Genomic DNA, 26,725 nt, shown 5'->3' on the forward strand with positions numbered 1-26,725 from the left:
CATATGAGCCTTTTCGGTTATCTGGCCATACTCGCCGGCGTGGGCATACCGGTCTTCGGCACGTTGTTCTATGCCTTCTCGCAACGGATCATGCGACGCGAATCCGCCCCGATCAGCGAAGAAATCGGCGGCGCCGCGAAAGTCCTCAATAAATTGCGCCGCGGGGAACCGATGTCCAACGACGAGCTGGATTACGCGAGGCAAGTCATCGCGGATCGCAGTTCCCCGATGGCGTTTTCCATCCCCGCCACCGTCTTCAGCCTGGGATGCTTCTATGTGTTCGGCAACCTCGAACTGCACGGCATACATTCGCTCCGGATCTATATCGGATTGGGCCCGATGCTGGGCAGCATAAGCCTCACCATTCGGCTGCTGCGGACCGCGAGCCTGAAAAGGCGTCTGCGCAACGTTGCGCCGGTGGATCAGAGCGCCCATGCCGGTCGGCAGCCCGTGTCGTAGCGCCCACGAAAGGCTTCCCGCGACGTCTCGGCCGAGCTAGGTCGCCGTGTCGGAGGGGCCGTGCTCGAGCAGCCGGCGGAAGCCGTCCTCGTCGAGGATCGGCACCCCCAGCTCTACCGCCTTGTCGTACTTGGAGCCGGGCGAGTCGCCGGCGACGACGTAGTCGGTCTTCTTCGACACCGAGCCCGCGGCCTTGCCGCCGCGCGCCACGATCGCCTCCTTGGCGTCGTCGCGGGAAAAGCCGGTCAGCGACCCGGTGACGACGATGGTCAGGCCCTCCAGCGTGCGCGGCACGCTCTCGTCGCGCTCGTCGGCCATCCGCACGCCGGCCTCGCGCCACTTGTCGACGATCGCGCGGTGCCAGTCCACGGTGAACCACTCGGTGACGGCGGCCGCGATGGTGGGACCGACTCCCTCGACCGCGGCCAGCTGCTCGGTCGACGCCTTTTCGATCGCCTCGATGCTGCCGAACTCGGTGGCCAGGGCGCGCGCGGCCGTCGGCCCGACGTGCCGGATCGACAACGCCACCAGCACCCGCCACAGCGGCTGCGCCTTGGCCTTGTCCAGGTTGGCCAGCAGCCGGGCGCCGTTGGCCGACAGCCCGCCGGCCTTGGTGCGGAACAACTCGGTGCGCAGCAGGTCGTCCTCGGTCAGCGTGAACAGGTCGCCCTCGTCGGCGATCACGCCGGCCTGCAGCAGCGCGATGGCGGCCTCGTAGCCGAGCCCCTCGATGTCCAGCGCGCCGCGGCCCGCGACGTGAAAAACCCGCTCCCGCAACTGCGCCGGGCAGGAGCGGGCGTTGGGGCAGCGGATGTCGGCGTCGCCCTCCTTGGCCGGGGCGAGCGGGGTGCCGCACTCGGGACACGTTGTGGGCATGACGAATTCGCGTTCCGAGCCGTCGCGCAGGTCGACGATGGGGCCCAGCACCTCGGGGATGACGTCGCCGGCCTTGCGGATCACTACGGTGTCGCCGATCAGCACGCCCTTGCGCTTGACCTCGGCGGCGTTGTGCAGGGTGGCCAGCCCGACCGTCGAGCCGGCGACCTTGACCGGCGTCATGAATGCAAACGGGGTGACGCGCCCGGTCCGCCCGACGTTGACACGAATGTCGAGGAGCTTGGTCTGCACCTCCTGCGGCGGGTACTTGTAGGCGATCGCCCAGCGCGGCGCCCGCGAGGTGGATCCGAGCCGGCGCTGCAGCGCCACGTCGTCGACTTTGACCACCACGCCGTCGATTTCGTGGTCCACGTCGTGGCGGTGCTCGCCCCAGTAGGTGATGCGCTCGAGCGCACCGGCGACGTCGTCGACCCGGGCGGTGTGTTCGGAGACGGGCAGCCCCCAGGCGCCCAGCGCGAGGTAGGCGTCGTGCAGCGTGGCGGGCCGGAAGCCTTCGGTGTGGCCCACGCCGTGGCAGATCATCCGCAGCCTGCGGCGCGCGGTGACCGCGGGGTCCTTCTGCCGAAGCGAGCCCGCGGCGCTGTTGCGCGGGTTGGCGAACGGCGTCTTGCCGTCCTCGACCAGGGCGGCGTTGAGCGCCTCGAAGTCGGCGAGCCGGAAGAACACCTCGCCGCGCACCTCGAGAACGTCGGGGACGGGGTAAGCCTCGCTGGGGGTGAGCCGTTCGGGGACGTCATCGATGGTGCGGGCGTTGAGCGTGACGTCCTCGCCGGTGCGCCCGTCGCCGCGGGTCGCGGCCCGGACCAGCCGGCCACCGCGATAGACCAGCGCGAGCGCGACGCCGTCGATCTTGAGCTCGCACAAATAGGGCACCTCGCCGCCGACCTCGGCGCGGACGCGAGCCGCCCACAGCTCGAATTCGTCGGCGCTGAACACGTTGTCCAGGGAGAGCATCCGCTCGAGGTGCTCGGCCGAGGTGAAATCGGTGGCGAAGCCGGCGCCGCCGACGAGCTGGGTCGGCGAGTCGGGCGTGCGCAGTTCCGGGTAGCGCTGCTCGAGCGCCTCCAGCCGGCGCAGCAGCTGGTCGAACTCCGCGTCGGAGATGATCGGCGCGTCGCGCACGTAGTAGCGGAATTGGTGTTCGCGGACCTCGTCGGCCAATTCCTGCCATTCCCGCCGGACGTCGGGCGCTGGCGCCTCGGTCGGATCAGCCTCTGCTGAACTCACCCTCGCAGGCTATCGGAGCGCGCCGACGGGCCCGGCCGCCGCGTTCGCGGAGACGTAAACGCTCAGTCCTCTTCCACGTAGGCCCGCAACCGCTCCACCGCGGCGTCCCACCGGCGCGACAGCTGGGTGAGGTAGTCGCTGGCCCGGGCCAGCGGCTCGGTCTGCACCGTCCACACGCGTTCGCGGCCGCGCCGGCTGCTGGTGACCAGCCCGGCGTCCTCCAGCAGCGCCAGGTGCTTGCTCGCGGCTTGCCGGGTGACCGGAATCTCGCCGCTCACCTGCGACGTCGAGCTGGGGCCCAGTTCGCACAGCCGCACGACGATGCGCAGCCGGTTGGGATCGCCGAGCGCGCTGAAAAAGGGGTGCAGCGGCGCGCCGACGGGGCTCATACCCGGGCGTCTTCCAGGTACCGGCGCACCAGGTCGGTTTGGATGGCCCAGCCCTCGGAGTTGGACTCGAAGGCCGACGTGCGGCGCGCCTCGGGGATGGCGTCGAAGCCGGATTCGGTGATGGTGAGCAGCACACCGTCGGGCGTCTCGGACAGGGCGAACTCGACCAGCGTGGTGGCGCCCCCGTCGACGTCCGGGTCGCCCGCGCACGGCTGCCAGCGGTAGGCGAAGCGTCGCGGCGGTTCGATGGCGACGACGTGCCACGTGGTGCTCACCCCCGCGTGCGGTTCCTGACGCCGGGCGACCTCCTCGTCGACGGTGGTCGGGGTGATCGTCGCGGTGACGGGCCGGCCGGCGACGAACGGCCCGTCGAAACGCACCCCGAACCAGCGGCCGAACTCCTCGGCGTCGCTGATGGCCCGCCACACCCGCTCCAGCGGCGCGCGCAGCAGTACTTGCTTCTCGATGCGATCGGTGCTCATATGCAACCTCCTGGTTGCCTGTCACTACACCACACCGCGGGCCAACGCGCAACCGTTTGGTTGCGTTTTTTAGATCGCGTCGGGGTCCTCGGCGAACGCGTCGGCGGCCTTGCGGGCAAGCGCGATCGCGGTGCGTGCCCACTGCGGCGTCGCGCCCGCCAGGCCGCACGCGGGGGTGAGGCCGATCCGGTCGCGCAGCGCCGAGCGCTCGAACCCGAGGCGATCGGTCACCGCGACCACCGCGCGCGCCACCTCCTCCGCCGAGGGTCGCCGCTCCGGGGCGACGGAGTCGACCACGCCGAGCATGACAGTCCGGCCCGATTCGACGAACGCGGCCACGCCGTCCAGGTCCGGCGCGCGCAGCGTCGACGCCGCCACGGATATCGCACCAATTGTGCTGCGCTGCAACAACTCCCACGGCACTTCGGGGTCGCAGCAATGCAGCAGCACCTCGCCGCCCACGGTCGCCACGCAGGCGTCGAGCAGCGTGACGGCCACGGCCTCGTCGAGCGCGGCCACGGGGCTCAGCGACGTCACCCCGGAGAGCCGGCCCCCCAAGGCCGCCGGCAGCGACGGCTCGTCGAGCTGCACCACCACCGGGGTGTCGAGGCGGCGAGCCAGCGCCGCGCGGTGCGCGGCCACGCCCTCGGACAGCGACGCCGCCAGGTCGCGCACGGCCCCCGGATCGGTGATGGCCCGGTGGCCGTTGGCCAGCTCGAGCCCGGCGGCCAGCGTGATGGGGCCGGGGGCCTGCACCTTCACCACGCGCCCGCCGCCGCGGAGCCCGCCGGTCTCCCAGGCCTCCTCGAGCGCATCCATGTCCTCGTCGAGGAGGCTGACAGCGCGGCGGGTCACCGCCCCGGGCCGCGCGGCGATGCGGTAGCCGCGCGGCACGGTGTCGATGGCCACGTCGATTAGCAGCGCGCCGGCCCGCCCGAGCAGGTCGGCGCCCACCCCCCGGGCGGGCAGCTCGACGAGGTGGGCCAGCGCGTCCGCCAACTCGCCGACGACCACCTCGGCGGCCTGCCGCGCGGCGGTGCCGGGCCAGGACCCGATGCCGCTGGCCGTGGCGAACGGGTGCGCGAAAGCACTCACCGCCCAACCGTATTCGACCCGGTGCCGGATGCCGGTCGCCAGGGGTGTGCCCGGCGGGTAGGTTCAAGCCGAAGAAGGTGCGAACGGTGTGGGGCGTGGCAAGACAGACAGGGCGGCGGCTGCTGCTGTGCGGGTGGGGCGCCGTGCTGTTGGCGGCGGCATGCACCCGGGTGGTCGACGGCGCGGCGTTGCCCGGTTTCGGCCCCGGCGCAAAGGGCGTGCGCGGCGTGAACGTCGACACCATCCTGCTCGACCAGTCGCGGATGCGCGCCATCACCGGCGCCGGTGAGCACCTGACAATCATTCCCTCGATGGACGGCAACCGCCCGGTGGACATCGACGCCCTCGCCGAGAGCACGCCGCGGGAGTGCCGATTCCTCTATGCGGAGACCGCGACCTTCGGGCCGGACGTCGAGGAATTTCACAAGACCACCTTCCAGGACCCGCCCGCCGGCGCGCTGATCTCCGAGGGCGCCGCGGCCTACCCCGACGCCGACACCGCGCGGCGCGCGTTCGCCGCCCTGGTGCGCACCGTCGGCGACTGCGCGGGCGGCTCGGCCGGCCAGCTGCTCGTCGGCGACTGGACCGCCAAGACCAGCACCCTGCACCTGGGACCCGGCGGGTGCGGCCGCGACTACCGGGTCGCCTCGGTGGCCCTGCTGGAGGTCACGTTCTGCGGCTTCCCGCAATCGGTGTCCGACATCGTGATGACCAACATCGCCGCCAACGTTCCGGCCTAGTGGCGATCGCAAGCGCGGTGGAGCCGGGCGCAGCTTTGCACGGCCGGCGCCCCACGCGCCGCGACTTGCTGGGTGCTCATGCCGGTAAGCTCCTTTCTCCGCAGACGGGGAAAGGTCGAAAACCGCCCTTGGCGGATCCTCAAGGAATTGCTGGAGCGCTCAGCGCGCGGTGGCGGCGATGGTCGCGCTGCCGAGCACCTCGTCGCCATCGGGGTCCGGGCGGTACAGCACCAAAGTCTGGCCGCGCGCCACGCCGCGCAGCGAGCTGCGTAGCCGCACGACGAGCTCGTCGCCGGCCAGTTCGGCGATGGCGCCGACCGTCTCGCCGTGCGCCCGGACCTGGACGGCGCACTCGACGGGTCCTCGCGGCGGGACCCCCGCGGTGAAAACCGGAGACCGCCCCGCGAGCGCGTGCACGTCGAGGTCGGCCGCCTGGCCCACCCGCACGGTCGCGGTGTCGGGGTCGATCGCCGTCACGTAGCGCGGGCGGCCGTCCGGCCCGGGCCCGGCGATGCCCAGGCCCTTGCGCTGCCCGATGGTGAACCCGTGCACGCCGTCGTGGCTGGCGAGCACGGCGCCGTCGGGGCCGACGACGCTGCCCCGCCGCACGCCGATGCGCTCGCCCAGGAAGGCCCGGGTGTCACCGGACGGGATGAAGCAGATGTCGTGGCTGTCGGGCTTGTCGGCGACGGCCAGGCCGCGGCGGGCGGCCTCGGCGCGGATCTGGGGCTTGGGCGTGTCGCCGATCGGAAACGCCACGTGGCGCAACTGCTCGGCGGTCAGCACCGCCAGCACGTAGGACTGATCCTTGTCCCGATCGACGGCCCGGCGCAGCCGGCCGCCGGAAAGCCGCGCGTAGTGGCCGGTGGCCACCGCGTCGAAGCCCAGCGCGAGGGCTTTGGCGGACAGCGCCGAGAACTTGATCCGCTGGTTGCACCGCACGCAGGGGTTCGGTGTCTCGCCGCGCGCGTACGACTCGACGAAGTCGTCGATCACGTCGGCCTCGAACCGCTCCGCGAAATCCCATACGTAGAACGGGATCCCGAGCACGTCGGCGACGCGGCGCGCGTCGGCGGCGTCCTCCTTCGAGCAGCAGCCCCGCGAGCCGGTGCGCAGCGCGCCCGGCGCGGCCGACAGCGCCAGGTGCACGCCGACCACGTCGTGCCCGGCGTCGACCATGCGGGCGGCGGCGACCGACGAGTCGACGCCGCCGCTCATCGCGGCGAGAACCTTCACTTAGGCCCCCGCGGCGGCCAGCGCGGCCCGTCGTGCCCGGTCGACGGCCGCGGGGAGCACGGCCAGCACCGCGTCGACGTCGGCGTCGACGCTGGTGTGCCCCAACGAGAGCCGCAGCGATCCGCGGGCGCTGGCCGGGTCGGCACCCATCGCGGTCAGCACGTGCGACGGCTGCGCGACGCCGGCGGTGCACGCCGACCCGGTGGAACACTCGATCCCGTTGGCGTCCAACAGCATCAGCAGCGCGTCGCCCTCGCATCCGCGGAAGGTGAAGTGCGCGTTGCCCGGCAGCCGCAGCGGGTCGCGGGCGCCGTTGAGGCTGACGTCGTCGATACCTGAGAGCACGCCGTCGACCAGCCGGTCGCGCAGCGCCCGCAGGCGCGCGCTGTGCGCCTCGAGCCCGTCGACCGCGATCCTGGCCGCCGTCGCCATCGCCACCGCGCCGGCGACATCGGGTGTGCCGGAACGGATGTCGCGTTCCTGGCCGCCGCCGTGCAGCAGCGGCACGCAGGCGACGTCGCGGCGCAGCAGCAGCGCGCCCACCGCGGGCGGGCCGCCGAACTTGTGGGCGGTGATGCTCATCGCCGACAGCCCGCTGGCGGCGAAGTCGACGGGCAACTGCCCCACCGCCTGAACGGCGTCGCTGTGCATCGGCACGCCGAATTCGGCTGCCACAGCTGCCATTTCGCCGACCGGCAGGACCGTGCCGACCTCATTGTTGGCCCACATCACCGATACCAGGGCGACGTCGTCGTGGCCTTCGAGCGCGTCGCGCAGCGCGGCCGCCGACACCGAGCCGTCGGCGGCGGTGGGCAGCCAGGTCACCTCGGCGCCTTCGTGTTCGACGAGCCAGTTCACCGAGTCCAGCACGGCGTGGTGTTCGACGGCGCTGGTGATGATGCGCCGGCGGTGCGGCTCGGCGGCCCGGCGCGCCCAGTAGATGCCCTTGAGGGCCAGGTTGTCGCTCTCGGTGCCGCCCGCGGTGAAGATCACCTCCGAGGGGCGCGCGCCCAGCTTGTCCGCGATCAGCTCCCGGGATTCCTCGATGCGGCGCCGGGCCGCCCGGCCGCTGGTGTGCAGCGACGACGCGTTGCCCACGGTGCCGAGGACGGCCGTCATCGCCTCGACGGCGGCGGCGTGCATCGGGGTGGTGGCGGCGTGATCCAGGTAGACCATGACTTGCCCCACGATACCGGGGCGGCGCTAACGCTAGGACGCCACCAGCACGTGGCGGGGCCCAAGGCGCTGCGGCCTCCCCACGCCCACCGCCGCCTGGCAGCGGCGCGCCAGCACCCGCCGGTCGGTGCCCGGCAGCTGCAGGGATTCGACGTGCACGTGCGCCCACGTGCGGCGCACGGCGAGCAGGCGGCAGATGGCCGCCCACAGGGTGTCGTCGCCGACGAAGGCCGGGGCCGTGGAGACGGTGCCGTCGACGTGGTGATAGGTCAGCCGCAGCGGCTGCACCGGACGCCCGGCGTCGATAGCGGCCTGGAACATCGCCGGGTAGAACGAGCCGCACGCCACGCCGCACCACGTGGTGCCCTCGGGGAAGGCCACCACCGTTCGGCCGGAGCGCAGCCGGGCGGCGACGGTGTCCACGACGCCGGGCAGCCGCCGCAGGCTGGCGCGTTCGATGGGGATGATCTTGAGCATGCGGGCCAGGCGGCCCGTGAACATGTCGGCGCGGGCCACGAACGACCCCGGCAGCACCGAACCGATCGCGAAGACGTCCAGCCACGACATGTGCGGGCTGACCACCAGCACCCCGCGCAGGTTGCGGATCGGGCTGCCCGACACCCGGATTCGCACGCCGAAGCAGCGCAACACCACGCGGCAGTAGAAGCGCTGCACCCGCAGCTGGCCCGGGAGCGGCACCACCACCAGCGGCACCCCAGGCGCCAGCAGCAGCGCCAGCATGACGCGAAGCGTCACCCGCAGCGCCACCCGCCAGCGCGAGGACGCGGGGCCGACACCGACGCAGCTGCTGTCGCAGGTCGCGCGGGGCAGCCAGGCGTGGGCGGCCAGCCGGGTTGCGATCGGAGCGTTCATCGCGCGCCGCCGGCCAGCTCGGCCGCCGCCGACACCGACCGCAGTCGGCGCAGATATCGGGTGTCGGCCCGGCGTTTGTCCAGCAGCACGCAGAAGTCGCCGACGCCGAAGTCCGGGTCGTGCGCCGGCTGGCCGCACACCTGCGCGCCCAGCCGCAAATAGCCGCGCATCAGGGCCGGGACCGACGGCCGTGGCGGAGCGGAGATGTCGTCGAGGGACCGCCCGCCGACGCGGACCGGCCGGTGCGGGTGCACGCGGAACTCGGCCGGCGCGGCGTGCCGGCTCAGGACGAAGTCGCGCACGCCGCGCAGCCGGTTGCCGGGCACGTCACCGTCGGATTCGTCGCCGATGGGGACCGACACGCAGCCGGTGACGTAGTCATAGCCGTAGCGGTCCAGGTAGGCCAGGATGCCCGCCCACATCAGGAGCACCACGCCGCCGTTGCGGTGGCCGTCGCGCACCACCGCGCGCCCCATCTCCACCAGCGACGGCCGCAGCGGGTCGAAGGCGCTCACGTCGAATTCCGTTGCGGTGTAAAGCCCGCCGGCGGCGATCGCGCCGGAAGGCGGCAGCATGCGGTAACACCCGACGAGCTCACCGGTGTCGTCGTCGCGGACCAGCAGGTGGTCGCAGAACTCGTCGAACCTGTCGACGTCGATGTGGTCGGTGCCGGCCGTCGGCAGCGCGAAGCCGGGGGTGCTGGTGAACACGTCGTACCGGAGCCGCTGCGCCGCCTCGACCAGATCCGGGTCGGCGGACAACAACAGCGAGTACCGCGGCGCGGCCGCGCCGGTCGCCGCCCCCTCCGGCCTCTCGCCGGCTATCAGGACAGAAGCAATGCTCATGGGAAACAACGTGGCGCAACCGATGAGCTAATCGGCGTCGCCGCTGTGACGTGTCGGTGCACGTCAGATGACGAATGAGGCGGAAAACCCGCACTCGGTCACAGGCCGGACATCGCTAGGCGACCGCGAAAAGCGCTATCGCATGCGATAGCGCTTTCCCGGATCGTGTAGGTGGTTCCCGCTCGGTGCGCCCGTGACCGACGTGGCCGTCACGCACCATCGGACCCGGATCAGCCCTTGCGGGCCTTGATCGCCTCGGTCAGCTGCGGGGCGACCTTGAACAGGTCGCCGACCACGCCATAGTCGGCGATCTCGAAGATCGGCGCCTCTTCATCCTTGTTGACCGCGACGATCGTCTTCGAGGTCTGCATGCCCGCGCGGTGCTGGATCGCGCCGGAGATGCCCAGCGCGATGTAGAGCTGCGGGGACACCGTCTTGCCCGTCTGCCCGACCTGGAACTGGCCCGGGTAGTAGCCCGAGTCGACCGCGGCGCGCGAGGCCCCGACAGCCGCGCCGAGCGAGTCGGCCAGCTCCTCGACGACGCTGAAGTTCTCCGCGCTGCCGACCCCGCGCCCGCCGGAGACGACGATGGTCGCCTCGGTCAGCTCCGGCCGGTCACCGGCGACCGCGGGCTCGCGTGCGGTGATCTTGGTGGCGTTCTCGGCGGGGGCGGGCACCTCGACGGTGACCTGCTCGCCGGCACCGGGCTGCGGCTCGGCGTCGATGGCGCCGCCTCGCACGGTGATCACCGGGGTGTCCCCGTTGGCCTGCGCCTCTACGGTGAACGCGCCACCGAAGATCGAATGCACGGCCTTGTTGCCTTCCTTCACCTCCACCACGTCGACCAGCAGGCCGGACCCGATGCGGGCGGCGAGGCGCCCCGCGACCTCCTTGCCGTCGGCGTTGGCGGACAGCAGCACCGCCGCGGGCGAATTCGACTCGGCCAGCGAGGCCAACACGTCGACCACCGGGGTGATCAGGTAGTTCTCCGCGTCGTCGGACTCGGCGACATAGATCTTGGCGGCGCCGGCCTCCTTCAGCCCGTCGACCAGCGGCGCGGCCGTTCCGGGCTTGCCGACCACGACGGCGGCCGGCTCGCCCAGCGCGCGGGCGGCGGTGATCAGTTCGGAGGTGACCTTCTTCAGTGCGCCTTCGGCGTGCTCGACGAGCACCAAAACTTCAGCCATGGGTTATTCGCTCTTCTCGTGTAAGGATCGGGTGCTAGATGATCTTCTGGGCGACCAGGTACTGGGCGATCTGACTGCCGCCCTCGCCCTCGTCGGTGACCTTCTCACCCGCGGTCTTGGGCGGCTTGGGCGTCGCGGACAGCACGGTCGACCCGGCGTTTTCCAGCCCGACCTCGTCGGCCTCGACCCCGATCTCGGCCAGGGACAGCACCGTGACCTCTTTCTTCTTGGCGGCCATGATGCCCTTGAAGGACGGGAAGCGCGGCTCGTTGATCTTCTCGGTCACGCTCACCACCGCGGGCAACGAGGCCTCCAGGGTGAAGACGCCCTCGTCCGTCTCGCGCTCGCCGGTGACCTTGCCGCCCTCGATGGAGAGCTTGCGCAGGTGGGTCAGCTGCGGCAGGCCGAGGTACTCGGCGATGATCGCCGGCACGGCGCCGCCGGAGCCGTCGGTTGATTCGTTGCCGGCGATGACCAGCTCGGTGCCCTCGATGGTGCCGAGCGCGCGGGCCAGCGCCCAGGCGGTCTGCACGACGCACGAGCCGTGCATGCCGTCGTCCTTGAGGTGGACGGCCTTGTCGGCGCCCATCGACAGCGCCTTGCGGATGGCCTCGGTCGCGCGCTCCGGGCCCGCGGTCAGCACGGTCACCGATCCCTCGACGCCGTCGGCGGCCTCCTTCTCCCGGATCTGCAGCGCCTCTTCCACGGCGCGCTCGTTGATCTCGTCCAGCACCGCGTCGGCGGCCTCGCGGTCCAGCGTGTAGTCGCCGTCGGTGAGCTTGCGCTCCGACCAGGTGTCTGGGACCTGCTTGATCAGGACCACGATGTTCGTCATGAGACTGGCTAATCCTCCTCGAAGGAGTCCCGCGGCGGCCGGCCGGGGACCTCGGTCACGCACTATGTAGCCGCACTCCCGCGTTACTGACAAGTAACTTTGTGCGGTCTGCCTTCACACCATAGCGGGTCACGCAGGCACAACTGCCCACTCCTCCCCCGTCCGCCAGCGGGCGGCATCGTGCCGGGCGGCAGGTTCTTTCGCCCCGTCCGCCGCCCCCCACCGGCACTGCCCGCTTCGCCGGTTCGCGAATCGGACACTTCGCGTTAGCCTGCCTATGCGATGAGCGCATTCCTACCCGACGGTCCCCGACCCGACCCCGCCGACGCCGCGGGCGAGGCCACCCCGGTGCTGACCCTGACGGGCGAGCGCACCATCCCGGACCTGGACGTCGAGAACTACTGGTTCCGCCGCCACCAGGTGGTTTACCAGCGGCTGGCCCCGCGCTGCGCCGGCCGCGAGGTGCTCGAGGCGGGCTGCGGCGAAGGGTACGGCGCCGACCTGATCGCCGGCGTCGCGCGCCGGGTGGTGGCCCTCGACTACGACGCGGCCGCGGTGGCCCACGTCCGCGCGCGCTACCCCCGGGTCGAGGTCATGCGGGCCAACCTGGCCGAGCTGCCGCTGCCCGACGCGTCAATGGACGTTGTGGTGAACTTCCAAGTCATCGAGCACCTGTGGGATCAGCCACAATTCGTCGCCGAATGCGCCAGGGTGCTGCGACCCTCCGGGCTGCTGATGATGTCCACCCCCAACCGAATCACCTTCTCCCCGGGCCGCGACACCCCGATCAACCCGTTCCACACCCGCGAGCTCGACGCCGCCGAGCTGACCGAGCTCCTGGTCGGCGGCGGGTTCGGTCCGGTGTCGATCAGCGGGCTGTTCCACGGCCCGCGGCTGCTCGAGATGGACGCCCGCCACGGCGGGTCGATCATCGACGCGCAGATCCAGCGGGCGGTGAGCGACTCGCCGTGGCCGCCCGAGCTGGTGGCCGACGTCGCCGCCGTGCGCTGCGAGGACTTCGACCTGGTGCAAACCGGGGGCGACCGGGACATCGACGACAGCCTGGACCTCGTCGCGATCGCGGTGCGCCCGTGAGCACACCCGCGACCCCGGTGCCGGGAATGTTCACCCTGGTGCTGCACACCCACCTGCCGTGGCTGGCCCACCACGGCCGCTGGCCGGTCGGCGAGGAATGGCTTTATCAGTCCTGGGCGGCGGCCTACCTGCCGCTGCTGCGGGTGCTGCGCACGCTGGCCGAGGAGGACCGCCACCGGCTGATCACCCTCGGCGTCACCCCGGTGGTCAACGCGCAGCTCGACGACCCGTACTGCCTGCACGGCATGCACCACTGGCTGGCCAACTGGCGGCTGCGTGCGACCGAGGCGGCCAGCGTGTGGGCCATCCCGAAATCGAAGTCGGCCGGCTACCAGTCCTGCACACCGGAAGCGTTGCGGGCCTTCGGGATTCGTGACGGCGCCGAGGCCGACCGGGCGCTCGACGACTTCGCCACGCTGTGGCGGCACGGCGGCAGCCCGCTGCTGCGCGGCCTGATCGACGCCGGGACGGTGGAGTTGCTCGGCGGCCCGCTGGCCCACCCCTTCCAGCCGCTGCTGGCGCCGCGGCTGCGCGAGTTCGCGCTGCGCGAGGGCCTGGCCGACGCGCAGTCGCGCCTGGGCCACCGCCCGACCGGGATCTGGGCGCCCGAGTGCGCCTACGCGCCCGGCATGGAGCACGACTACGCCGCGGCTGGGGTCACCCACTTCATGGTCGACGGCCCGTCCCTGCACGGCGACACCGCGCTGGGCCGGCCCGTCGGCGACACCGACGTCGTGGCCTTCGGGCGCGACCTGCAGGTCAGCTACCGGGTGTGGTCACCCAAGTCCGGCTACCCCGGGCACGCCGCCTACCGCGATTTTCACACCTACGACCACCTGACCGGGCTCAAGCCGGCCCGGGTCACCGGCCGCAACGTGCCGTCGGAGGCCAAGGCGCCCTACGACCCCGAGCGCGCCGACCGGGCGGTCGACGTGCACGTCGCCGACTTCGTCGACGTGGTCCGCAGCCGGCTGGTGGGCGAGTCCGAACGCATCGGGCGGCCCGCCCACGTGGTCGCCGCCTTCGACACCGAGCTGTTCGGCCACTGGTGGTACGAGGGCCCGACGTGGCTGGCGCGGGTGCTGCGCGCGCTGCCCGCGGCCGGCGTGCGGGTGGGCACCCTGCGCGACGCGATCGCGGGCGGCTTCGTCGGCGACCCGGTCGCCCTGCCGCCCAGCTCGTGGGGGTCCGGCAAGGACTGGCAGGTGTGGGCCGGCGAGCAGGTGGCCGACCTGGTGCAGCTCAACACCGAGGTGGTCGACACCGCCCTGAGCACGGTCGACAAGGCGCTGTCGCAGAACGCGTCGCTGGACGCCCCGCTGCCCCGCGACCACGTCGCCGACCAGATCCTGCGCGAGACCCTGCTGACCGTGTCCAGCGACTGGCCGTTCATGGTCAGCAAGGATTCGGCCGCCGACTACGCCCGATACCGGGCCCACCTGCACGCCCACGCCACCCGCGAGATCGCCGGGGCGCTGGCGTCGGGCCGCCGCGAGGCCGCGCAGCGGCTGGCCGAGGGGTGGAATCGCGCCGACGGCCTGTTCGGCGCCCTGGACGCGCGTAGGCTGCCCCGGTGAGGTGGGGGCGGTGGCCGCGAACGGGGTGGGCAGGCGCGTGAAGATCCTGATGGTGTCGTGGGAATACCCGCCGGTGGTGATCGGCGGGCTGGGCCGGCACGTGCACCACCTCTCGACGGCGCTGGCCGCCGCCGGCCACGACGTCGTCGTGCTGTCGCGCCGCCCCACGGGCACCGATCCCAGCACCCACCCGTCGTCGGACGAGGTCAAAGAGGGCGTGCGGGTGATCGCGGCCGCGCAGGATCCGCACGAATTCACCTTCAACGCCGACATGATGGCCTGGACGCTGGCGATGGGGCACTCGATGATCCGCGCCGGGCTGTCGCTGAAAAAGCCGCGCAGCGACCGGCCCTGGCGTCCCGACGTCGTGCACGCGCACGACTGGCTGGTCGCCCACCCCGCCATCGCGCTCGCCCAGTTCTACGACGCGCCAATGGTTTCCACGATTCACGCCACCGAGGCCGGCCGGCATTCCGGCTGGGTCAGCGGCGCGCTCAGCCGGCAGGTGCACGCCATCGAGTCGTGGCTGGTGCGCGAATCCGATTCGCTGATCACGTGTTCGGCGTCGATGGCCAACGAGATCACCGAGCTGTTCGGCCCCGGGCTGGCCGCAATCACCGTGATCCGCAACGGCATTGACGCGGCGCGCTGGCCGTTCGCGGAACGCCGGCCGCGCACCGGCCCCGCCGAGCTGCTCTACCTCGGACGCCTCGAGTACGAGAAGGGCGTGCACGACGCAATCGCCGCGCTGCCGCGGATCAGGCGCACCCACCCGGGCACCACCCTCACCATCGCCGGGGAGGGCACCCAGCAGGAGTGGCTCGTCGAGCAGGCGCGCAAACACCGGGTGCTCAAGGCGACTCGGTTCGTCGGGCACCTGGACCACGCTGAACTGCTGGCGCTGCTGCACCGCGCCGACGCCGCGGTGCTGCCCAGCCACTACGAACCGTTCGGGCTGGTGGCCCTCGAGGCCGCGGCGGCGGGAACCCCGCTGGTGACCTCCAACATCGGCGGCCTGGGTGAGGCGGTGATCGACGGGCAGACCGGCGTCTCGTTCCCGCCCCGCGACGTGGCGGCCCTGGCCTCGGCGGTGCGCACCGTGCTCGACGACCCGGCGGCCGCGCAACGGCGCGCCCGCGCCGCCCGCGAACGGCTCACCTCCGACTTCGACTGGGGCACAGTCGCATCCGAGACATCACAGGTCTACCTGGCGGCCAAGCGCGGGGAACGGCAACCGCAGCCGCGGCAGCGCATCGTCGAGCATGCGCTGCCGAACCGCTGACGATGGGGCTGGAATATTCCAGCGTCGTCGACGCGCCGCGCGGCGAGGTTTTCGCCTGGCACGCCAGGCCCGGGGCGTTCACCCGGCTGTCGCCGCCCTGGCAACCGATGCGGTTGGTCACCGAGGCGGCCTCCCTTCGCGACGGTCGGGCGACCCTGGCCCTGCCCGGTGGCCTGCGCTGGGTGGCCGCGCACCGGCCCGATTCCTACGACCCGCCACGGCGTTTCGCCGACGCCGTCGCCGCCGACGGGCCGGCCTCGCTGCCCGCCCGGATCGCGGTGCGCTGGCGACACACCCATGACTTCGAAGACGTCGGCGGCGACCGGACCCGGGTCATCGACCGGGTGGACACCCCGGTGCCGGGGTCGCTGTTGCGGCCCATGTTCGTCTACCGGCACCGCCAGCTGGCCGACGACCTGGCCGCGCACCGGCTCGCGGCCGACAACGGCCTGGCGTCGACGACGATCGCGGTCACCGGGTCGTCGGGTCTGGTCGGTTCGGCGCTGACGGCGTTCCTTCGCACCGGCGGGCATCGCGTCGTCCGGCTGGTCCGCGGGAGCGCTTCCGGTGCGGACGAACGGCAGTGGAACCCCGAACATCCCGACCCGGAGCTGCTGGCGGGGGTTGACGCCGTGATCCACCTCGCCGGGGCGTCGATCGCCGGTCGGTTCACCGATCGACACCGAAAGGCGGTCCGCGACAGCCGAATTGGGCCCACCCGTCTGCTGGCCGAACTGGCGGGCCGCACTTCCCCGGGGCCCGCCGCCTTCATCTCGGCCTCCGCGATCGGCTTTTACGGATACGACCGCGGCGACGAGCCGCTGACCGAGGACAGCGAGCGCGGCGACGGGTTTTTGGCCGGCGTGGTCGCCGACTGGGAGGACGCGACCGCGCCCGCCGAGCTCGCCGGACTGCGCGTGGTCCGGGTGCGGACCGGGATCGTGCAATCCCCTCGCGGCGGCACGTTGAAGCTGATGCGTCCGCTGTTCAGCGCCGGGCTGGGCGGCCGGCTCGGTGACGGCAAGCAGTGGCTCTCCTGGATCGGGATCGACGACCTGGTCGACGTCTACCACCGCGCGCTATGGGACACCACGCTGTCTGGAGCGGTGAATGCCGTTGCGCCGCAGCCTGTCCGCAACGCGGAGTACACCCGCACCCTGGCCCGCGTGCTGAGCCGGCCCGCGGTGTTGCCGGTGCCGTCGCCGGCCCCGCGCATACTCCTCGGCGAGCAGGGCGCCCGCGAACTGGCCTGCGCGAGCCAGAAAGTGGTGCCCCGCAAGCTCACCGGGCGCGGGCACCGCTTCCGCCAGCCCGACCTTGACCAGGCCCTGCGCCACCTGCTGGGGCGGGTGCGCTAGCCGGCGTCCCGGCCCTCGCGGCTGCGCCGGTAGGCGCGCGCCCGCAGATCGGCGAGCCAGCCGGGGGCAAGGCTCAACCCCGGCGGGGTGTTGAGGACCGGGTCGAACGACACGTCATCGGTAGGGTCCGGGCCTACCGCGGTGGTCAACCGCAACCGCCCCAACGGCGTGAAATCGCCCCTCCCGCGGGCTTGGTCGATCGCGAACTCGATACCACCGCGCGCGATCGCGTCCCGGACGCCGTCCAGCGCCAACCCCGAACCGTTGACATCGCCGATGGTTCGGGCCCGCAGCCACCAGATGCCGCCGCGATAGCGCAGCGGCATCAGGCTGGTCAGCGTCTGACCCGTCCACGACGTGGTCGGCCGCAGGGCCACCGCCCGGGTCAGCACCCCGGAGCCCGACGAGACGAGCAGGATGTCCCACGGCGTCGCCCCCGCCTGCTGCGGCGCGACGCGGAAAGCCAGTCCGATGAAGTCGGGCAAGGCACCCGGGGTGCCCACGGCCTTCGAAAGCCGGGCAACGACGTCGGAGGACGGGATCGGCAGCCCCTGGGACGCGGGCGCGACGCGTTCGACGCTGCCCTTGGCCAACACCCCGACGGGATGGAAGAACCGGCGGCCGCGGAGGGCCGATCCCCATTGGAAGGGCTTGGCCGCGACCTCCATGAGATCGGAAACGTTCACCGGCGCCGGGTTCCCGTTCTCAGCGACGGGAAACCTGGGCCTGCCAGCCGGCCAGCCGCACACCCTCGGACGGCTGCTGCCCGCCGCGAGAGCGGGTGTCGATGTAAACCTGCGCCATCACCGCCTGCCACGATTCGATCGTGGGCGCCGAGCGCCAGATGCCCTCGTACAGCCCCACCATCACGGCGCCGCCGTCGTCGGTGAGCGCATACACCGGACCGCCGAAGTCGCGGCCGTCGACGGCCATATCGGCGATGGTGAAGCGGCCGTTGCCGACCGGCCCGACGATGCCGCATTTCTGGCCGGCCGACACCCGCAATTGACACACCGGCAGCCCCTGGCGCGCGCTGAGGGCGGGCGTCGAGCGCAGCTGCCGGCCGGTGGGCAGCAGATCCGTCGCGGTGACATCCGGCGCCACCGCGATGACTTCGTATTCGACGGCCCCCGCCGCTTGCAGCGAGTCGTCGGTGTTCTGACGGCGGGCCACCACCACCGTCCCGAGCATTTTCTTGTCGCGGTCGGTGACCAGCGACCCCTCGTCGCACTGACCGATGGTCACCGCGACCCGCAACCGTGCCTCGACAAACCCCACCATGCAGGCGGCGCCGCCCTGATAGATCTGCATGCCGGGATACATCGTGGCGCCCGGACTCGCGGTTGCCGGGGGGAACCCGCTCGCCCACGCGACGGTGAACGCCACCGCAATCGCTGCCCGACAGCAACGGCCGCACGTCATTTCCATTGGGCCACACCGCCTCTCGCATCCCACGGGGATCCGCCGGCTGCTAATTTGCCGGCTGAGATACCCGCTCTCGGCGGGATCAAACGCCGAGCCGGCCACCGGCCCGCGCCGGACGCGTTGTTCGACTTTGACTTTCCGCGATTTTCCGCCCCCGGTGAGGACAGGCGGGCGTAGAGTCTAGGCAAGGTTGAGTCCACAGCTCCTTGCTTTTCGGAGCGGCGCGTGCTGCACCCGTCACTCCCCTGCGGCACCATCGACGGGCTATGACATGAGCGCTTCGCAACCCACCCACGCCACGGATCCGGCCGGCCACGGCCGGCCTCCGCGCTGCCGGTACATGGCCGACTTCGACGGGGCCCGGCTGTTCGTCTACGCGCGCAGTTTGGGCACCGTGCTGCGCATCGACGGCGAGATCGACGCCGTGAACGCGACGAGCGTCGCCCAGGCGATCCGCCGCTTCGCCCTGCTGAAGACGCCGTTGATCCTCGATCTGAGCCAGTTGTTCCTGAGCGTCGACGGGTTCCGAGCGTTGCTGGTGCTCAATCACGAGCATCAGCAGGCCAGGGTGCACTGCAGCGTCGTCGCCGGGGCCGCGCTGCACCCGCTGCTGGGCATCGTCGGCGACCACGGCTTGCCGGTCGTGGGCTCGGTCGCCGAGGCGCTTCAGCTGATCGAGGACATCGTCGGCTCCCGGCGGCGCTTCCTGGCCGGCATGGTCCGCGACCGACACGCACGGCACGAAGCTTCCCCGCGCCGCCGCGATCCCGTCTTGATGCGGTAACGGGTTAACCCACAGGCTGTTTCGGGAACGCGGACACACGCCGCACCACCACCGGGCGCCCGTCGAGAAAACCGCGGCTGGCGGATCGCTCGATCATTCAGATAATTAACGTTTCAGTTACTTAAGCTACTAGCGGCTGACGGGCCGGCCCGGTGGAGGGCGCGTCCGCGACGCCTGGTGTTTGTTTTCTCGTCAAAGGGGTACCAGCGCGTGAGTCTGAGCCGTTCGAGCCAGTGGCTGACCGACCCGGCGAGGGAGGTTTCGGTGGGGGCTGTGCAAGCGTTCCCCAGGGTGCGCCTCGCAGAGGCCACAGTGCGAGGGCTTGGCGCGGGCCAGCTGGACTCCTGGCGAACGGGCCTGCGGAGCGCCGCGCTTTCCCGCGTCGCCGAGTTCGTGGCCCCCCGGTGCGCCGACGAGTTGGGCGCCTGCGGGGTCGACGTGGCCGGCGACATCTTGCTGCAGTTCGTCGCCGGCGGCAAGTGCCTGCGTTCGACGTTCATGTACCTGGGCTGGCTGTGCGGCGAGCCCGACAGTGACGCGGCGCTCACCGCCGCCGCCAGCCTGGAGCTGCTGCACGCGTTCGCGCTGCTGCAAGACGACGTCATGGACGATTCGGAGCGCCGGCGCGGCCGCCCGGCGGCCCACGTCCAGTTCGCGGACTGGCATCGCCGCCGCGGGCTGTCCGGCCCCTCGCGCCGGTTCGGCGAATCGGCCGCCGTCCTGCTCGGCGACCTGTGTTTGATCTGGGCCGAACAGATGCTGCGCGACAGCGGGCTGCCCCACCACCGCCTGGCCCGGGCGTGGCCCCGCTACGACGCCATGCGCACCGAGCTCGCGATCGGCCAATTCGCCGACCTCGCAACGGATCTGCGCGACCTGCCACCCCTCGAGGCCGTGCTCGAGGTGGCCCGGCTGAAATCGGGCAACTACACGGTGCGCCGGCCGCTGGAGATCGGCGCCGCGATGGCCGGCTGCGACGAACTCGTGCTGGCGACCCTCGCCTCCTACGGGTCCGACGTGGGTGAGGCGTTCCAGCTCAGGGACGACATCCTGGGCATCTTCGGATCACCCACCGCGACGGGCAAGCCCAACAGCGGCGACCTGATCGAACGGAAGGCCACCAGCGTCGTGGTGGCCGCACACCGGCTCGCCGACGCCTCGACCCGGCGGCAGTTGCGGGAGCTGTTTGCCGCCGACCGGCTCGACGATGCCGCGATCGAGCACTGGCGAAAGCTGATCCTCGCCACCGGGGCCGTGCAGTGGGTCGAAGGCCTCATCGCCGACCGCGTCGGGGCGGCGCGAAAGGCGTTGGAGCGCGGCATGATCAGGCATCCCCTCGCCGACGCGCTGGGCGACATGGCCGGCCTGTGCGCCGGGCGCGCGGCATGACCGCGCGCGCCCTGCGCGGGCCCACCGATCACGTCGTGGTGGTCGGCGCCGGATTCGCCGGGCTGTCCGCCGCCCTGCACCTGGCCGGGCGGGGCCGCCAGGTCACGGTCGTCGAGCGGCACCCGTGGCCCGGCGGACGCGCGGGCCGCCGAGACATCGACGGCTACCGGATCGACACCGGCCCGACCGTGCTGACCATGCCCGACCTCATCGACGAGGCGTTCGCCGCCGTCGGCGAATCGCTTTCGCGGCGGCTCGAATTGCTTCCCCTGGACCCGGCCTACCGGGCGAGGTTCGCCGACGGCAGCGTTATCGACGTGCACAGCGACGCGGACCGGATGGCCGCCGCCGTGCGCGAATTCGCCGGCCCCCAACAGGCCCAGGGCTACCGCAACCTGCGAAAGTGGCTGAGCCGGCTGTATCGCACCGAATTCGACGGCTTCATCGCCGCGAACTTCGACTCGCCGCTCGGCCTGCTCAACGCCCGGCTGGCCCGGCTGATCGCGCTGGGCGGATTCCGCCGGTGGGACACGATGGTCAAGCGTTACATCAGCGACCCCCGGCTGCGACGGGTCTTCACGTTCCAGTCGCTCTACGCCGGTGTCGCGCCGCAGCAGGCGCTGGCGGTCTACGCGGTGATCGCCTACATGGACACCGTTGCGGGCGTGTACTTCCCGCGCGGCGGCGTGCGGGCGCTGCCCGACGCGCTCGCGGGGGCGGCCGCCGACGCCGGCGTGCGGTTCTGTTACTCCTCGACGGTCACCGCCCTGGAGCGCACGGGCGGGCGGATCACCGCGGTGCGCACCGACGACGGCCGCGAGATCGACTGCGACGCGGTGGTGTTGACCACCGAACTGCCGCAGACCTACCAGATGTTGGGCCGGACGCCGCGGCGCCCGGTGAGGTTGCGCGCGGCGCCCTCGGCGGTGGTGCTGCACGTGGGCTGCCGCGCCGTGGCGCCGGAAATCGCCCACCACACCATCCTTTTCGGCGCGGCTTGGGATCAGACCTTCACCGAAATCGTTCGCGACGGGCGGCTCATGGCCGACCCCTCGCTGCTGGTCACCCGACCCACGGCCGGCGACCCCACCCTGGCCCCCGCCGGACGCGACCTGCTCTACGTGCTGGCACCCGCGCCCAACCTGAGCCGGTGCGGCATCGACTGGTCGCGGATCGGCGCCGGGTACGCCGAATCCCTCCTCGACGTCGTGCAAGCCAGGCTGCTGCCCGGCCTGCGCGACGATGCGCGGCTGCTGCATGTCGACACCCCCGCCGATTGGGCCGGCCAGGGCATGGCGGCCGGGACACCGTTCGCGCTGGCGCACACGTTCGCCCAGACCGGGCCGTTTCGGCCGGCCAACACCGTGCGCGGCATCGAAAACGCCGTGCTCGCCGGGTCGTCGACCCTGCCCGGCGTCGGGGTGCCGACCACCCTGATCTCGGGCCGGCTGGCCGCCGACCGCGTCACCGGCCGCGCCGGGCGATCGCCGACCACCCTCGACCTGGCGGCGCGATCCCGATGATCCGCACCGAACTGGACGCCGCCGGCATCGCCGACTCGGGCCTGCGCCGGGCATACCGGCGCTGCCGCGCCATCGCCGCCGAACACGGCCGCACCTACTTCCTGGCCACCCGGCTACTCGCCCCGGACCAGCGCCCGGCGGTCCACGCGCTTTACGGCTTCGCCCGCCACGCCGACGACATCCTCGACGAACTCGATTCGACCGTCGGCGTTTCCGAGCGCGCCGAGCGGCTCCAGCGGCTCTCCGACCGCTTCTTCGGCGGAGGTGACCATCGTGACGAGCCCGTCCTGGCCGCGGTCGACGACACCGTCCGCCGCTACGGGATCGCGACAGACCTGTTCGAAGACTTTCTCGCCTCCATGCGCATGGATCTCACCATCACCGACTATCCCGACCGCGGCGCGCTCAACCGCTACATGCACGGATCCGCGGAAGCCATTGGGCTGCAATTGCTTCCGATCCTCGGGACCGTCGTGGCCCCCGACGAGGCGGCGCCCTACGCCGCGGCGCTGGGTCGCGCGTTCCAGCTCACCAACTTCCTGCGCGACGTCGCCGAGGACCTGACCCGCAACAGGATCTACCTGCCGGCCGACGAGCTGGCCGCCTATGGCGTGGACCGCGAACTCATGACCTGGTGTCACGCCCGGCGCCGCACCGATGCCCGCGTCCGGGCCGCCCTTGCCGCCCAGCACGACGTCACCCGCGAGGTCTACCGGTTCGCCGCCGGGGGGATCGCGCTGCTGGCGCCCCGCTCGCGGCCCTGCGTGCAGACCGCGCTGACGCTCTACTCCGAAATCCTGGATCGCATTGAGGCAACCGACTTTTCGGTGTTCAGCGAGCGCGCGCGGGTCGGCACGGCGCGCCGAGTCCAGGTCGCCGGCGGCGCGCTGATGCGGTCCTGGTGGGCGCGCCGGGGCCGGTCCGATCCGCAACCGGCGGGCGCCGCGTGAGCGACCGGTGGCAATACCTGATCCTGCTGGGCCTGTGCCTGGCGATCACCGCGCCCCTGGAGCTGTTCGGCGCCGGCGTGTACCGCCAACCGCGCCGCCTGGCGCGCGCCGTGCTGCCCGTCGCCGCCGTGTTCCTCGGCTGGGACGCGGTGGCCATCGCCGCCGGCGTGTGGACGTACAACGGCGCGTACCTCGCCGGCATCCACGTCCCGTTCCGGGTGCCGATCGAGGAGGTGCTGTTTTTCTTGGTGATCCCCGTAAGCGGCGTGCTGACCTACAACGCGGTGAGCGCCATCCTGCAACGGAGCAAGAGGCGATGAGCGGGCTCGGCTACACCCTGCCCGCCGTGGTGGCGGTCGCGGCGGTGTGCGCGCTGGAGTTCGCGGTGCTGCGCACCGGGCTGTTCCGGCGACCGGCCTACTGGCTGTCGATGGCGATCGTGCTGGGCTTCCAGGTGCCGGTCGACGGCTGGCTGACCAAACGCAGCGCCCCGATCGTGATCTACGACGAACGGCACACCAGCGGGCTGCGATTTCCGTTCGACATCCCGCTCGAGGACTTCCTGTTCGGCTTCGCGCTGGTGACCACCGTGCTGCTGCTGTGGGAGCATCAACGTGCGAATCGGTAGGACGGGCTTGCCCCGGCCCGACGTCCCCGGCGCCTTCGACGCCGGAGCGCCGGCATACGACCGGCTGGTCGGCGCCAACCCGTGTTACCACGCCAACCTCGGCCTGTCGGCGCGCCGGATGCGGTTGCCGGCCCGCGGCCGTGGCCTGCGGCTGCTCGACGCCGGTTGCGGCACCGGCGCGTCGACGGCCGCCCTGCTGGCGGCCGCCCCCGACGCGGAGATCGTCGCCGTCGACGCGTCGGGCGGAATGCTCGACGCCGCAACGGCCAAGCCGTGGCCGCCGTCGGTCCGGTTCGTGCATGCCCGCATCGAAGAACTGGGCGACCATGGCGTCGCCGGGCCGTTCGACGCCATCCTGGCCGCCTATCTGCTGCGCAACCTTGCGGACCCGGACGACCAACTGCGGGCCTTCCGGCAGTTATTGCGGCCGGGCGGCACCCTGGCCGTGCACGAGTACTCGGTACGCGATTCCCGCGCCGCGACGGCAATCTGGCACGCCGTGTGTTGGGGCGTCATCATCCCCGCGGGGTGGTGGCACACCCGGGACGCCACGCTGTACCGGCATCTGTGGCGCAGCGTCCTCAGCTTCGACGGCGCCGAGCGCTTCCGCCGCCGCATGCGCGAGGCCGGATTCGCCTCGGTGCGTGCCGAATCCATGCCCGGGTGGGAGCGCGGCGTCGTGCACACGTTCCTCGGGGAGGCCCCGGTATGACCGGGACCGACCGCCGCCGCCGCCTCCACCCGGCGCCGCCGGGGCTGCCCGACGCCGGCGCGCTGGCGTCGCGGCCCCGCGCCGTCGTGGTCGGCGGCGGGATCGCCGGCCTCACGGCGGCCACCGCACTCGCCGACCGCGGTGTCGCGGTGGACGTCGTGGAACGCCAAAACCACCTCGGCGGCCGCGTGGGCGGCTGGACCGAACACCACGACGGCGCCGAGCTGGCGATGAACCGCGGTTTCCACGCCTTCTTCCGCCAGTACTACAACCTGCGCGCCCTGCTGCGCCGCGTCGATCCGCAGCTGCGGATGCTGGCGCCCGTCGACGACTATCCCCTGATCGACGGCGCCGGGCGGCGCGACACCTTCCGCGGATTGCCCCGCACGCCGCCGTGGAACGCGCTCGCGTTCGCGTTGCGCAGCCCCACCTTTCGCCTCCGCGACCTCACCCGCATCGATGCGCGGGCCGCCGCGCCGCTGGCGGCGGTGTCGGTGCCCGACATCTACGACCGCCTCGACCACATCGACGCCGAGACCTTCCTGAAGGGCATCAATTTCCCGGAGTCGGCTCGCCACCTCGCGTTCGAGGTCTTCTCGCGCAGCTTTTTCGCCGAGCCGGCACGGCTGTCGGCCGCCGAGCTGGCCACCATGTTCCACATCTATTTCCTGGGCTCAAGCGAGGGGCTGATTTTCGATGTCGCGACGGCGAATTTCGATGCCTGCCTGTGGGATCCGCTGCGGCGATACCTGGACGACCGGGGTGCTCGGGTGCACCTCGGCGCGCCGGCGCGGTGCGTGATCCCCGACGCGAAAGGCTATGTCGTCCAGACGGATTCGGGCGCTGCGTTCGACGCCGACGCCGTCGTGCTGGCGCTCGACGTGGGCGGCCTGCAGAAGCTGGTGGATGCGTCACCGGGCCTCGGGGACGACGGTTGGCGCGCCCGGATACGCGAGCTGCGCACCGCGCCGCCGTTCGTGGTCCACCGGCTGTGGCTCGATCGGCCGGTCGACGACGATCGGCCCGCCTTCCTGGGCACGGCCGGCCATCCGCCGCTCGACAACGTCAGCGTCCTCGAGCGCTACGAACGCGAGGCGGGCGCGTGGGCGCGCCACCATCGCGGGTCGGTGGTCGAATTGCACTCGTACGCCGCGGTTTCCGAATACCGTGGTGACGCGGCGATCGGGCGGCTGCACCGACTGTACCCGGAGACCGCCGCGGCCGGGGTAATCCACCAGCGGGTGCTGCGCCGCGGCGACTGCCCGCTGTTCGCCCCCGGCACCCACGCGCGGCGCCCGGCGGTCATTACGCCGGAGCCCCGGCTGGTGCTGGCGGGCGACGCCATCCGCGTCGACCTGCCGGTCGCGCTGATGGAGCGCGCGGCCACCACCGGCTGGGTGGCGGCCAACCACCTGCTGCGGTCCTGGGGGCTCGCCGGGCACGCGCTGTGCACCGTGCCGACCCGCGGGCGCTCGGCGCTGCTGCGGTCGCTGGCCGAACGCCAAGGGCGGCACCGGCAATGAGCCTCGGGGACCGCCTGCGCCGCCGATGGCCGAAAGACTGGCCCGTCGGCCTGATCGCGCCTGGCTCGTGGGCGCAGCAGCGCCCGACCTATCGCGACGCCCAGCCCGCGATCATCAACGCCGCGCTGGAGCGGTCGCAACACCGACCGACCGGCAACTGGTACGCCTTCGCCGCGAGCCGCGACGTCCGTGCAACTCGCCCGTTCGGCGCACGCGTCGCGGGCGTCGAGCTGGTCGCGTGGCGCGACAGGCAGCGCCGCCTGCGCGTCGGGCCCGCATCCTGCCCGCACCTGGGCGCCGATTTGGCCACCGGCGTGGTGCGCGAGGGCGTCCTGTATTGCCGGTGGCACGGGCTGGCCCTCGACGGCCAAACGTGCGCGATGCGCTGGAAACCGTTGCCCAGCCACGACGACGGCGCGCTGGTCTGGGTGCGGCTGGATTCCGTCGGCGGCGAGGCGCCGCTGGACGAGCCGGTGATTCCCCGCCGGCCGACCGGCGACACCCTGACCGCGGTCACCCGGATGGTCGGCCGCTGCGAACCGGCCGACGTCCTCGCCAACCGGCTCGACCCCTGGCACGGCGCGTGGTTTCACCCGTATTCGTTCACCCGGCTCGAGGTGCTGACCGCCCCGACGGTCGACGACGACCGCTTCGTGGTTTCCGTGACGTTCCGGATGGGCCGCTTCGGCGTGCCTGTGATCGCGGAATTCACCGCCCCGGAGGCCCGCACCGTCGTGATGCGCATCGTGGAGGGGGAAGGGGCCGGCAGCGTCGTCGAAACCCACGCGACCCCAATCGGTCCCGGACCGGACGGCCGGCCGCGCGTCGCGGTGATCGAAGCGACGGTCGCCTCCTCGCAGCGCCCGGGCTTCGCGGCCGCGCGGCGCGCGGCTCCGCTGATCGCGCCGCTGATGCGCTACGCCGGCACCCGGCTGTGGCGCGACGACCTGGCCTACGCCGAACGCCGCTACCGGGTCCGCACGGGTGGCTAACATGGGGCTGCCGCAGCACGTCTCACCACCGGAAGCCCGAACCAGC

General features: G+C 72.1%; 27 protein-coding genes. 15 read left to right on the forward strand and 12 right to left on the reverse strand.

Going from position 1 to position 26,725, the window contains the following annotated elements:
* Nucleotides 1–3 precede the first annotated feature (3 nt).
* A complete protein-coding gene (locus AWC19_RS06670) occupies nt 4–459 on the forward strand; it encodes a hypothetical protein (protein WP_085077280.1) in 456 nt (151 codons plus the stop codon).
* 36 nt (nt 460–495) lie between these two features.
* Here AWC19_RS06670 and ligA read toward each other — a convergent pair whose 3' ends face one another.
* The 4 genes from ligA to AWC19_RS06690 form a co-directional block, all read right to left on the reverse strand.
* Nucleotides 496–2,583, reverse strand: coding sequence for an NAD-dependent DNA ligase LigA (ligA, locus tag AWC19_RS06675; RefSeq protein ID WP_085077281.1), 2,088 nt, complete (start codon nt 2,581–2,583; stop codon nt 496–498).
* 62 nt (nt 2,584–2,645) lie between these two features.
* Nucleotides 2,646–2,972: an ArsR/SmtB family transcription factor gene (locus tag AWC19_RS06680; protein WP_085077282.1), complete on the reverse strand. Its 327-nt coding sequence runs from the start codon at nt 2,970–2,972 to the stop codon at nt 2,646–2,648.
* Entirely contained in the window at nt 2,969–3,454 is a 486-nt protein-coding gene (locus AWC19_RS06685; RefSeq protein ID WP_085077283.1) for an SRPBCC family protein, read from the reverse strand. Before AWC19_RS06685 ends, AWC19_RS06680 begins: the two co-directional genes overlap by 4 nt.
* Nucleotides 3,455–3,523: 69 nt before the next feature.
* Nucleotides 3,524–4,549: a uroporphyrinogen decarboxylase/cobalamine-independent methonine synthase family protein gene (locus tag AWC19_RS06690; protein WP_085077284.1), complete on the reverse strand. Its 1,026-nt coding sequence runs from the start codon at nt 4,547–4,549 to the stop codon at nt 3,524–3,526.
* Between the two features lie 95 nt (nt 4,550–4,644).
* Between AWC19_RS06690 and AWC19_RS06695 the strand changes: the two genes are divergently transcribed.
* On the forward strand, nt 4,645–5,289 hold the full coding sequence (locus AWC19_RS06695) for a sensor domain-containing protein (RefSeq protein ID WP_211284863.1): 645 nt from the start codon (nt 4,645–4,647) through the stop codon (nt 5,287–5,289).
* A 159-nt stretch (nt 5,290–5,448) separates the two neighbouring features.
* Here AWC19_RS06695 and mnmA read toward each other — a convergent pair whose 3' ends face one another.
* The 6 genes from mnmA to AWC19_RS06725 all read right to left on the reverse strand — a co-directional run bounded on the left by mnmA (nt 5,449) and on the right by AWC19_RS06725 (nt 11,441).
* A complete protein-coding gene (gene mnmA / locus AWC19_RS06700; protein WP_169718085.1) occupies nt 5,449–6,525 on the reverse strand; it encodes a tRNA 2-thiouridine(34) synthase MnmA in 1,077 nt (358 codons plus the stop codon).
* Entirely contained in the window at nt 6,526–7,701 is a 1,176-nt protein-coding gene (locus tag AWC19_RS06705; RefSeq protein ID WP_085077285.1) for a cysteine desulfurase family protein, read from the reverse strand.
* Nucleotides 7,702–7,734: 33 nt separating this feature from the next.
* Nucleotides 7,735–8,574: a lysophospholipid acyltransferase family protein gene (locus tag AWC19_RS06710; RefSeq protein WP_085077286.1), complete on the reverse strand. Its 840-nt coding sequence runs from the start codon at nt 8,572–8,574 to the stop codon at nt 7,735–7,737.
* Complete coding sequence (locus AWC19_RS06715) at nt 8,571–9,419, reverse strand: GNAT family N-acetyltransferase (RefSeq protein WP_085077287.1); 849 nt, start codon at nt 9,417–9,419, stop codon at nt 8,571–8,573. The genes AWC19_RS06710 and AWC19_RS06715 overlap by 4 nt, the downstream gene beginning before the upstream one ends.
* A gap of 230 nt (nt 9,420–9,649) precedes the next feature.
* Entirely contained in the window at nt 9,650–10,606 is a 957-nt protein-coding gene (locus tag AWC19_RS06720) for an electron transfer flavoprotein subunit alpha/FixB family protein (RefSeq protein WP_085077288.1), read from the reverse strand.
* A 34-nt stretch (nt 10,607–10,640) separates the two neighbouring features.
* Nucleotides 10,641–11,441, reverse strand: coding sequence for an electron transfer flavoprotein subunit beta/FixA family protein (locus tag AWC19_RS06725; protein ID WP_085077289.1), 801 nt, complete (start codon nt 11,439–11,441; stop codon nt 10,641–10,643).
* 282 nt (nt 11,442–11,723) lie between these two features.
* Between AWC19_RS06725 and AWC19_RS06730 the strand changes: the two genes are divergently transcribed.
* The 4 genes from AWC19_RS06730 to AWC19_RS06745 are packed head-to-tail and all read left to right on the forward strand — an operon-like array spanning nt 11,724 to nt 16,753.
* Nucleotides 11,724–12,536 (forward strand): class I SAM-dependent methyltransferase, encoded by an 813-nt coding sequence (locus AWC19_RS06730; protein ID WP_085077290.1) that lies wholly within the window; start codon nt 11,724–11,726, stop codon nt 12,534–12,536.
* Nucleotides 12,533–14,113, forward strand: coding sequence for a 1,4-alpha-glucan branching protein domain-containing protein (locus AWC19_RS06735; RefSeq protein ID WP_085077291.1), 1,581 nt, complete (start codon nt 12,533–12,535; stop codon nt 14,111–14,113). Before AWC19_RS06730 ends, AWC19_RS06735 begins: the two co-directional genes overlap by 4 nt.
* A 37-nt stretch (nt 14,114–14,150) precedes the next feature.
* A complete protein-coding gene (locus AWC19_RS06740; protein WP_085077362.1) occupies nt 14,151–15,395 on the forward strand; it encodes a glycosyltransferase family 4 protein in 1,245 nt (414 codons plus the stop codon).
* A gap of 2 nt (nt 15,396–15,397) precedes the next feature.
* Entirely contained in the window at nt 15,398–16,753 is a 1,356-nt protein-coding gene (locus AWC19_RS06745; RefSeq protein WP_085077292.1) for a TIGR01777 family oxidoreductase, read from the forward strand.
* Here AWC19_RS06745 and AWC19_RS06750 read toward each other — a convergent pair.
* Together AWC19_RS06750 and AWC19_RS06755 are read right to left on the reverse strand one after the other, a co-directional pair.
* On the reverse strand, nt 16,750–17,421 hold the full coding sequence (locus AWC19_RS06750) for a catalase family protein (RefSeq protein WP_085077293.1): 672 nt from the start codon (nt 17,419–17,421) through the stop codon (nt 16,750–16,752). The two genes, AWC19_RS06745 and AWC19_RS06750, sit on opposite strands and share 4 nt — an antisense overlap.
* Before the next feature lie 37 nt (nt 17,422–17,458).
* Complete coding sequence (locus AWC19_RS06755; RefSeq protein ID WP_085077294.1) at nt 17,459–18,181, reverse strand: Rv1815 family serine proteinase; 723 nt, start codon at nt 18,179–18,181, stop codon at nt 17,459–17,461.
* 268 nt (nt 18,182–18,449) lie between these two features.
* Here AWC19_RS06755 and AWC19_RS06760 point away from each other — a divergent pair, with 268 nt between their 5' ends.
* The 9 genes from AWC19_RS06760 to AWC19_RS06800 all read left to right on the forward strand — a co-directional run bounded on the left by AWC19_RS06760 (nt 18,450) and on the right by AWC19_RS06800 (nt 26,679).
* Nucleotides 18,450–18,962, forward strand: coding sequence for an STAS domain-containing protein (locus tag AWC19_RS06760; RefSeq protein ID WP_245848777.1), 513 nt, complete (start codon nt 18,450–18,452; stop codon nt 18,960–18,962).
* A gap of 291 nt (nt 18,963–19,253) precedes the next feature.
* A complete protein-coding gene (locus AWC19_RS06765; protein WP_245848792.1) occupies nt 19,254–20,351 on the forward strand; it encodes a polyprenyl synthetase family protein in 1,098 nt (365 codons plus the stop codon).
* Nucleotides 20,348–21,874 carry a phytoene desaturase family protein gene (gene crtI, locus AWC19_RS06770; RefSeq protein ID WP_085077364.1) on the forward strand — a complete coding sequence of 509 codons (1,527 nt, stop codon included), beginning with the start codon at nt 20,348–20,350 and terminating at the stop codon, nt 21,872–21,874. The genes AWC19_RS06765 and crtI overlap by 4 nt, the downstream gene beginning before the upstream one ends.
* Nucleotides 21,871–22,824 carry a phytoene/squalene synthase family protein gene (locus tag AWC19_RS06775; protein ID WP_085077296.1) on the forward strand — a complete coding sequence of 318 codons (954 nt, stop codon included), beginning with the start codon at nt 21,871–21,873 and terminating at the stop codon, nt 22,822–22,824. The genes crtI and AWC19_RS06775 overlap by 4 nt, the downstream gene beginning before the upstream one ends.
* Nucleotides 22,821–23,144 (forward strand): lycopene cyclase domain-containing protein, encoded by a 324-nt coding sequence (locus AWC19_RS06780; RefSeq protein WP_085077365.1) that lies wholly within the window; start codon nt 22,821–22,823, stop codon nt 23,142–23,144. The genes AWC19_RS06775 and AWC19_RS06780 overlap by 4 nt, the downstream gene beginning before the upstream one ends.
* On the forward strand, nt 23,141–23,452 hold the full coding sequence (locus AWC19_RS06785) for a lycopene cyclase domain-containing protein (protein ID WP_085077297.1): 312 nt from the start codon (nt 23,141–23,143) through the stop codon (nt 23,450–23,452). Before AWC19_RS06780 ends, AWC19_RS06785 begins: the two co-directional genes overlap by 4 nt.
* Nucleotides 23,439–24,164, forward strand: a complete 726-nt coding sequence (locus tag AWC19_RS06790) for a class I SAM-dependent methyltransferase (RefSeq protein WP_085077298.1) — start codon at nt 23,439–23,441, stop codon at nt 24,162–24,164. The genes AWC19_RS06785 and AWC19_RS06790 overlap by 14 nt, the downstream gene beginning before the upstream one ends.
* The gene (locus AWC19_RS06795) at nt 24,161–25,687 is read left to right on the forward strand and encodes an FAD-dependent oxidoreductase (RefSeq protein ID WP_085077299.1); all 1,527 of its coding nucleotides are present in this window, start codon (nt 24,161–24,163) and stop codon (nt 25,685–25,687) included. The genes AWC19_RS06790 and AWC19_RS06795 overlap by 4 nt, the downstream gene beginning before the upstream one ends.
* The gene (locus AWC19_RS06800; RefSeq protein WP_085077300.1) at nt 25,684–26,679 is read left to right on the forward strand and encodes a DUF5914 domain-containing protein; all 996 of its coding nucleotides are present in this window, start codon (nt 25,684–25,686) and stop codon (nt 26,677–26,679) included. The genes AWC19_RS06795 and AWC19_RS06800 overlap by 4 nt, the downstream gene beginning before the upstream one ends.
* Nucleotides 26,680–26,725: the final 46 nt, after the last annotated feature.

The sequence above is a fragment of the Mycobacterium palustre genome, from assembly GCF_002101785.1.
GTDB lineage: Bacteria > Actinomycetota > Actinomycetes > Mycobacteriales > Mycobacteriaceae > Mycobacterium > Mycobacterium palustre.

Coding starts and splice junctions, on each gene's coding strand:
- AWC19_RS06670 (WP_085077280.1), top strand. CDS start 4: ATGAGCCTTTTCGGTTATCTGGCCATACTCGCCGGCGTGGGCATACCG.
- AWC19_RS06680 (WP_085077282.1), bottom strand. CDS start 2,972: ATGAGCCCCGTCGGCGCGCCGCTGCACCCCTTTTTCAGCGCGCTCGGC.
- AWC19_RS06685 (WP_085077283.1), bottom strand. CDS start 3,454: ATGAGCACCGATCGCATCGAGAAGCAAGTACTGCTGCGCGCGCCGCTG.
- AWC19_RS06705 (WP_085077285.1), bottom strand. CDS start 7,701: ATGGTCTACCTGGATCACGCCGCCACCACCCCGATGCACGCCGCCGCC.
- AWC19_RS06710 (WP_085077286.1), bottom strand. CDS start 8,574: ATGAACGCTCCGATCGCAACCCGGCTGGCCGCCCACGCCTGGCTGCCC.
- AWC19_RS06715 (WP_085077287.1), bottom strand. CDS start 9,419: ATGAGCATTGCTTCTGTCCTGATAGCCGGCGAGAGGCCGGAGGGGGCG.
- AWC19_RS06720 (WP_085077288.1), bottom strand. CDS start 10,606: ATGGCTGAAGTTTTGGTGCTCGTCGAGCACGCCGAAGGCGCACTGAAG.
- AWC19_RS06725 (WP_085077289.1), bottom strand. CDS start 11,441: ATGACGAACATCGTGGTCCTGATCAAGCAGGTCCCAGACACCTGGTCG.
- AWC19_RS06730 (WP_085077290.1), top strand. CDS start 11,724: ATGAGCGCATTCCTACCCGACGGTCCCCGACCCGACCCCGCCGACGCC.
- AWC19_RS06745 (WP_085077292.1), top strand. CDS start 15,398: ATGGGGCTGGAATATTCCAGCGTCGTCGACGCGCCGCGCGGCGAGGTT.
- AWC19_RS06750 (WP_085077293.1), bottom strand. CDS start 17,421: ATGGAGGTCGCGGCCAAGCCCTTCCAATGGGGATCGGCCCTCCGCGGC.
- AWC19_RS06755 (WP_085077294.1), bottom strand. CDS start 18,181: ATGGAAATGACGTGCGGCCGTTGCTGTCGGGCAGCGATTGCGGTGGCG.
- AWC19_RS06760 (WP_245848777.1), top strand. CDS start 18,450: ATGAGCGCTTCGCAACCCACCCACGCCACGGATCCGGCCGGCCACGGC.
- crtI (WP_085077364.1), top strand. CDS start 20,348: ATGACCGCGCGCGCCCTGCGCGGGCCCACCGATCACGTCGTGGTGGTC.
- AWC19_RS06775 (WP_085077296.1), top strand. CDS start 21,871: ATGATCCGCACCGAACTGGACGCCGCCGGCATCGCCGACTCGGGCCTG.
- AWC19_RS06785 (WP_085077297.1), top strand. CDS start 23,141: ATGAGCGGGCTCGGCTACACCCTGCCCGCCGTGGTGGCGGTCGCGGCG.
- AWC19_RS06795 (WP_085077299.1), top strand. CDS start 24,161: ATGACCGGGACCGACCGCCGCCGCCGCCTCCACCCGGCGCCGCCGGGG.
- AWC19_RS06800 (WP_085077300.1), top strand. CDS start 25,684: ATGAGCCTCGGGGACCGCCTGCGCCGCCGATGGCCGAAAGACTGGCCC.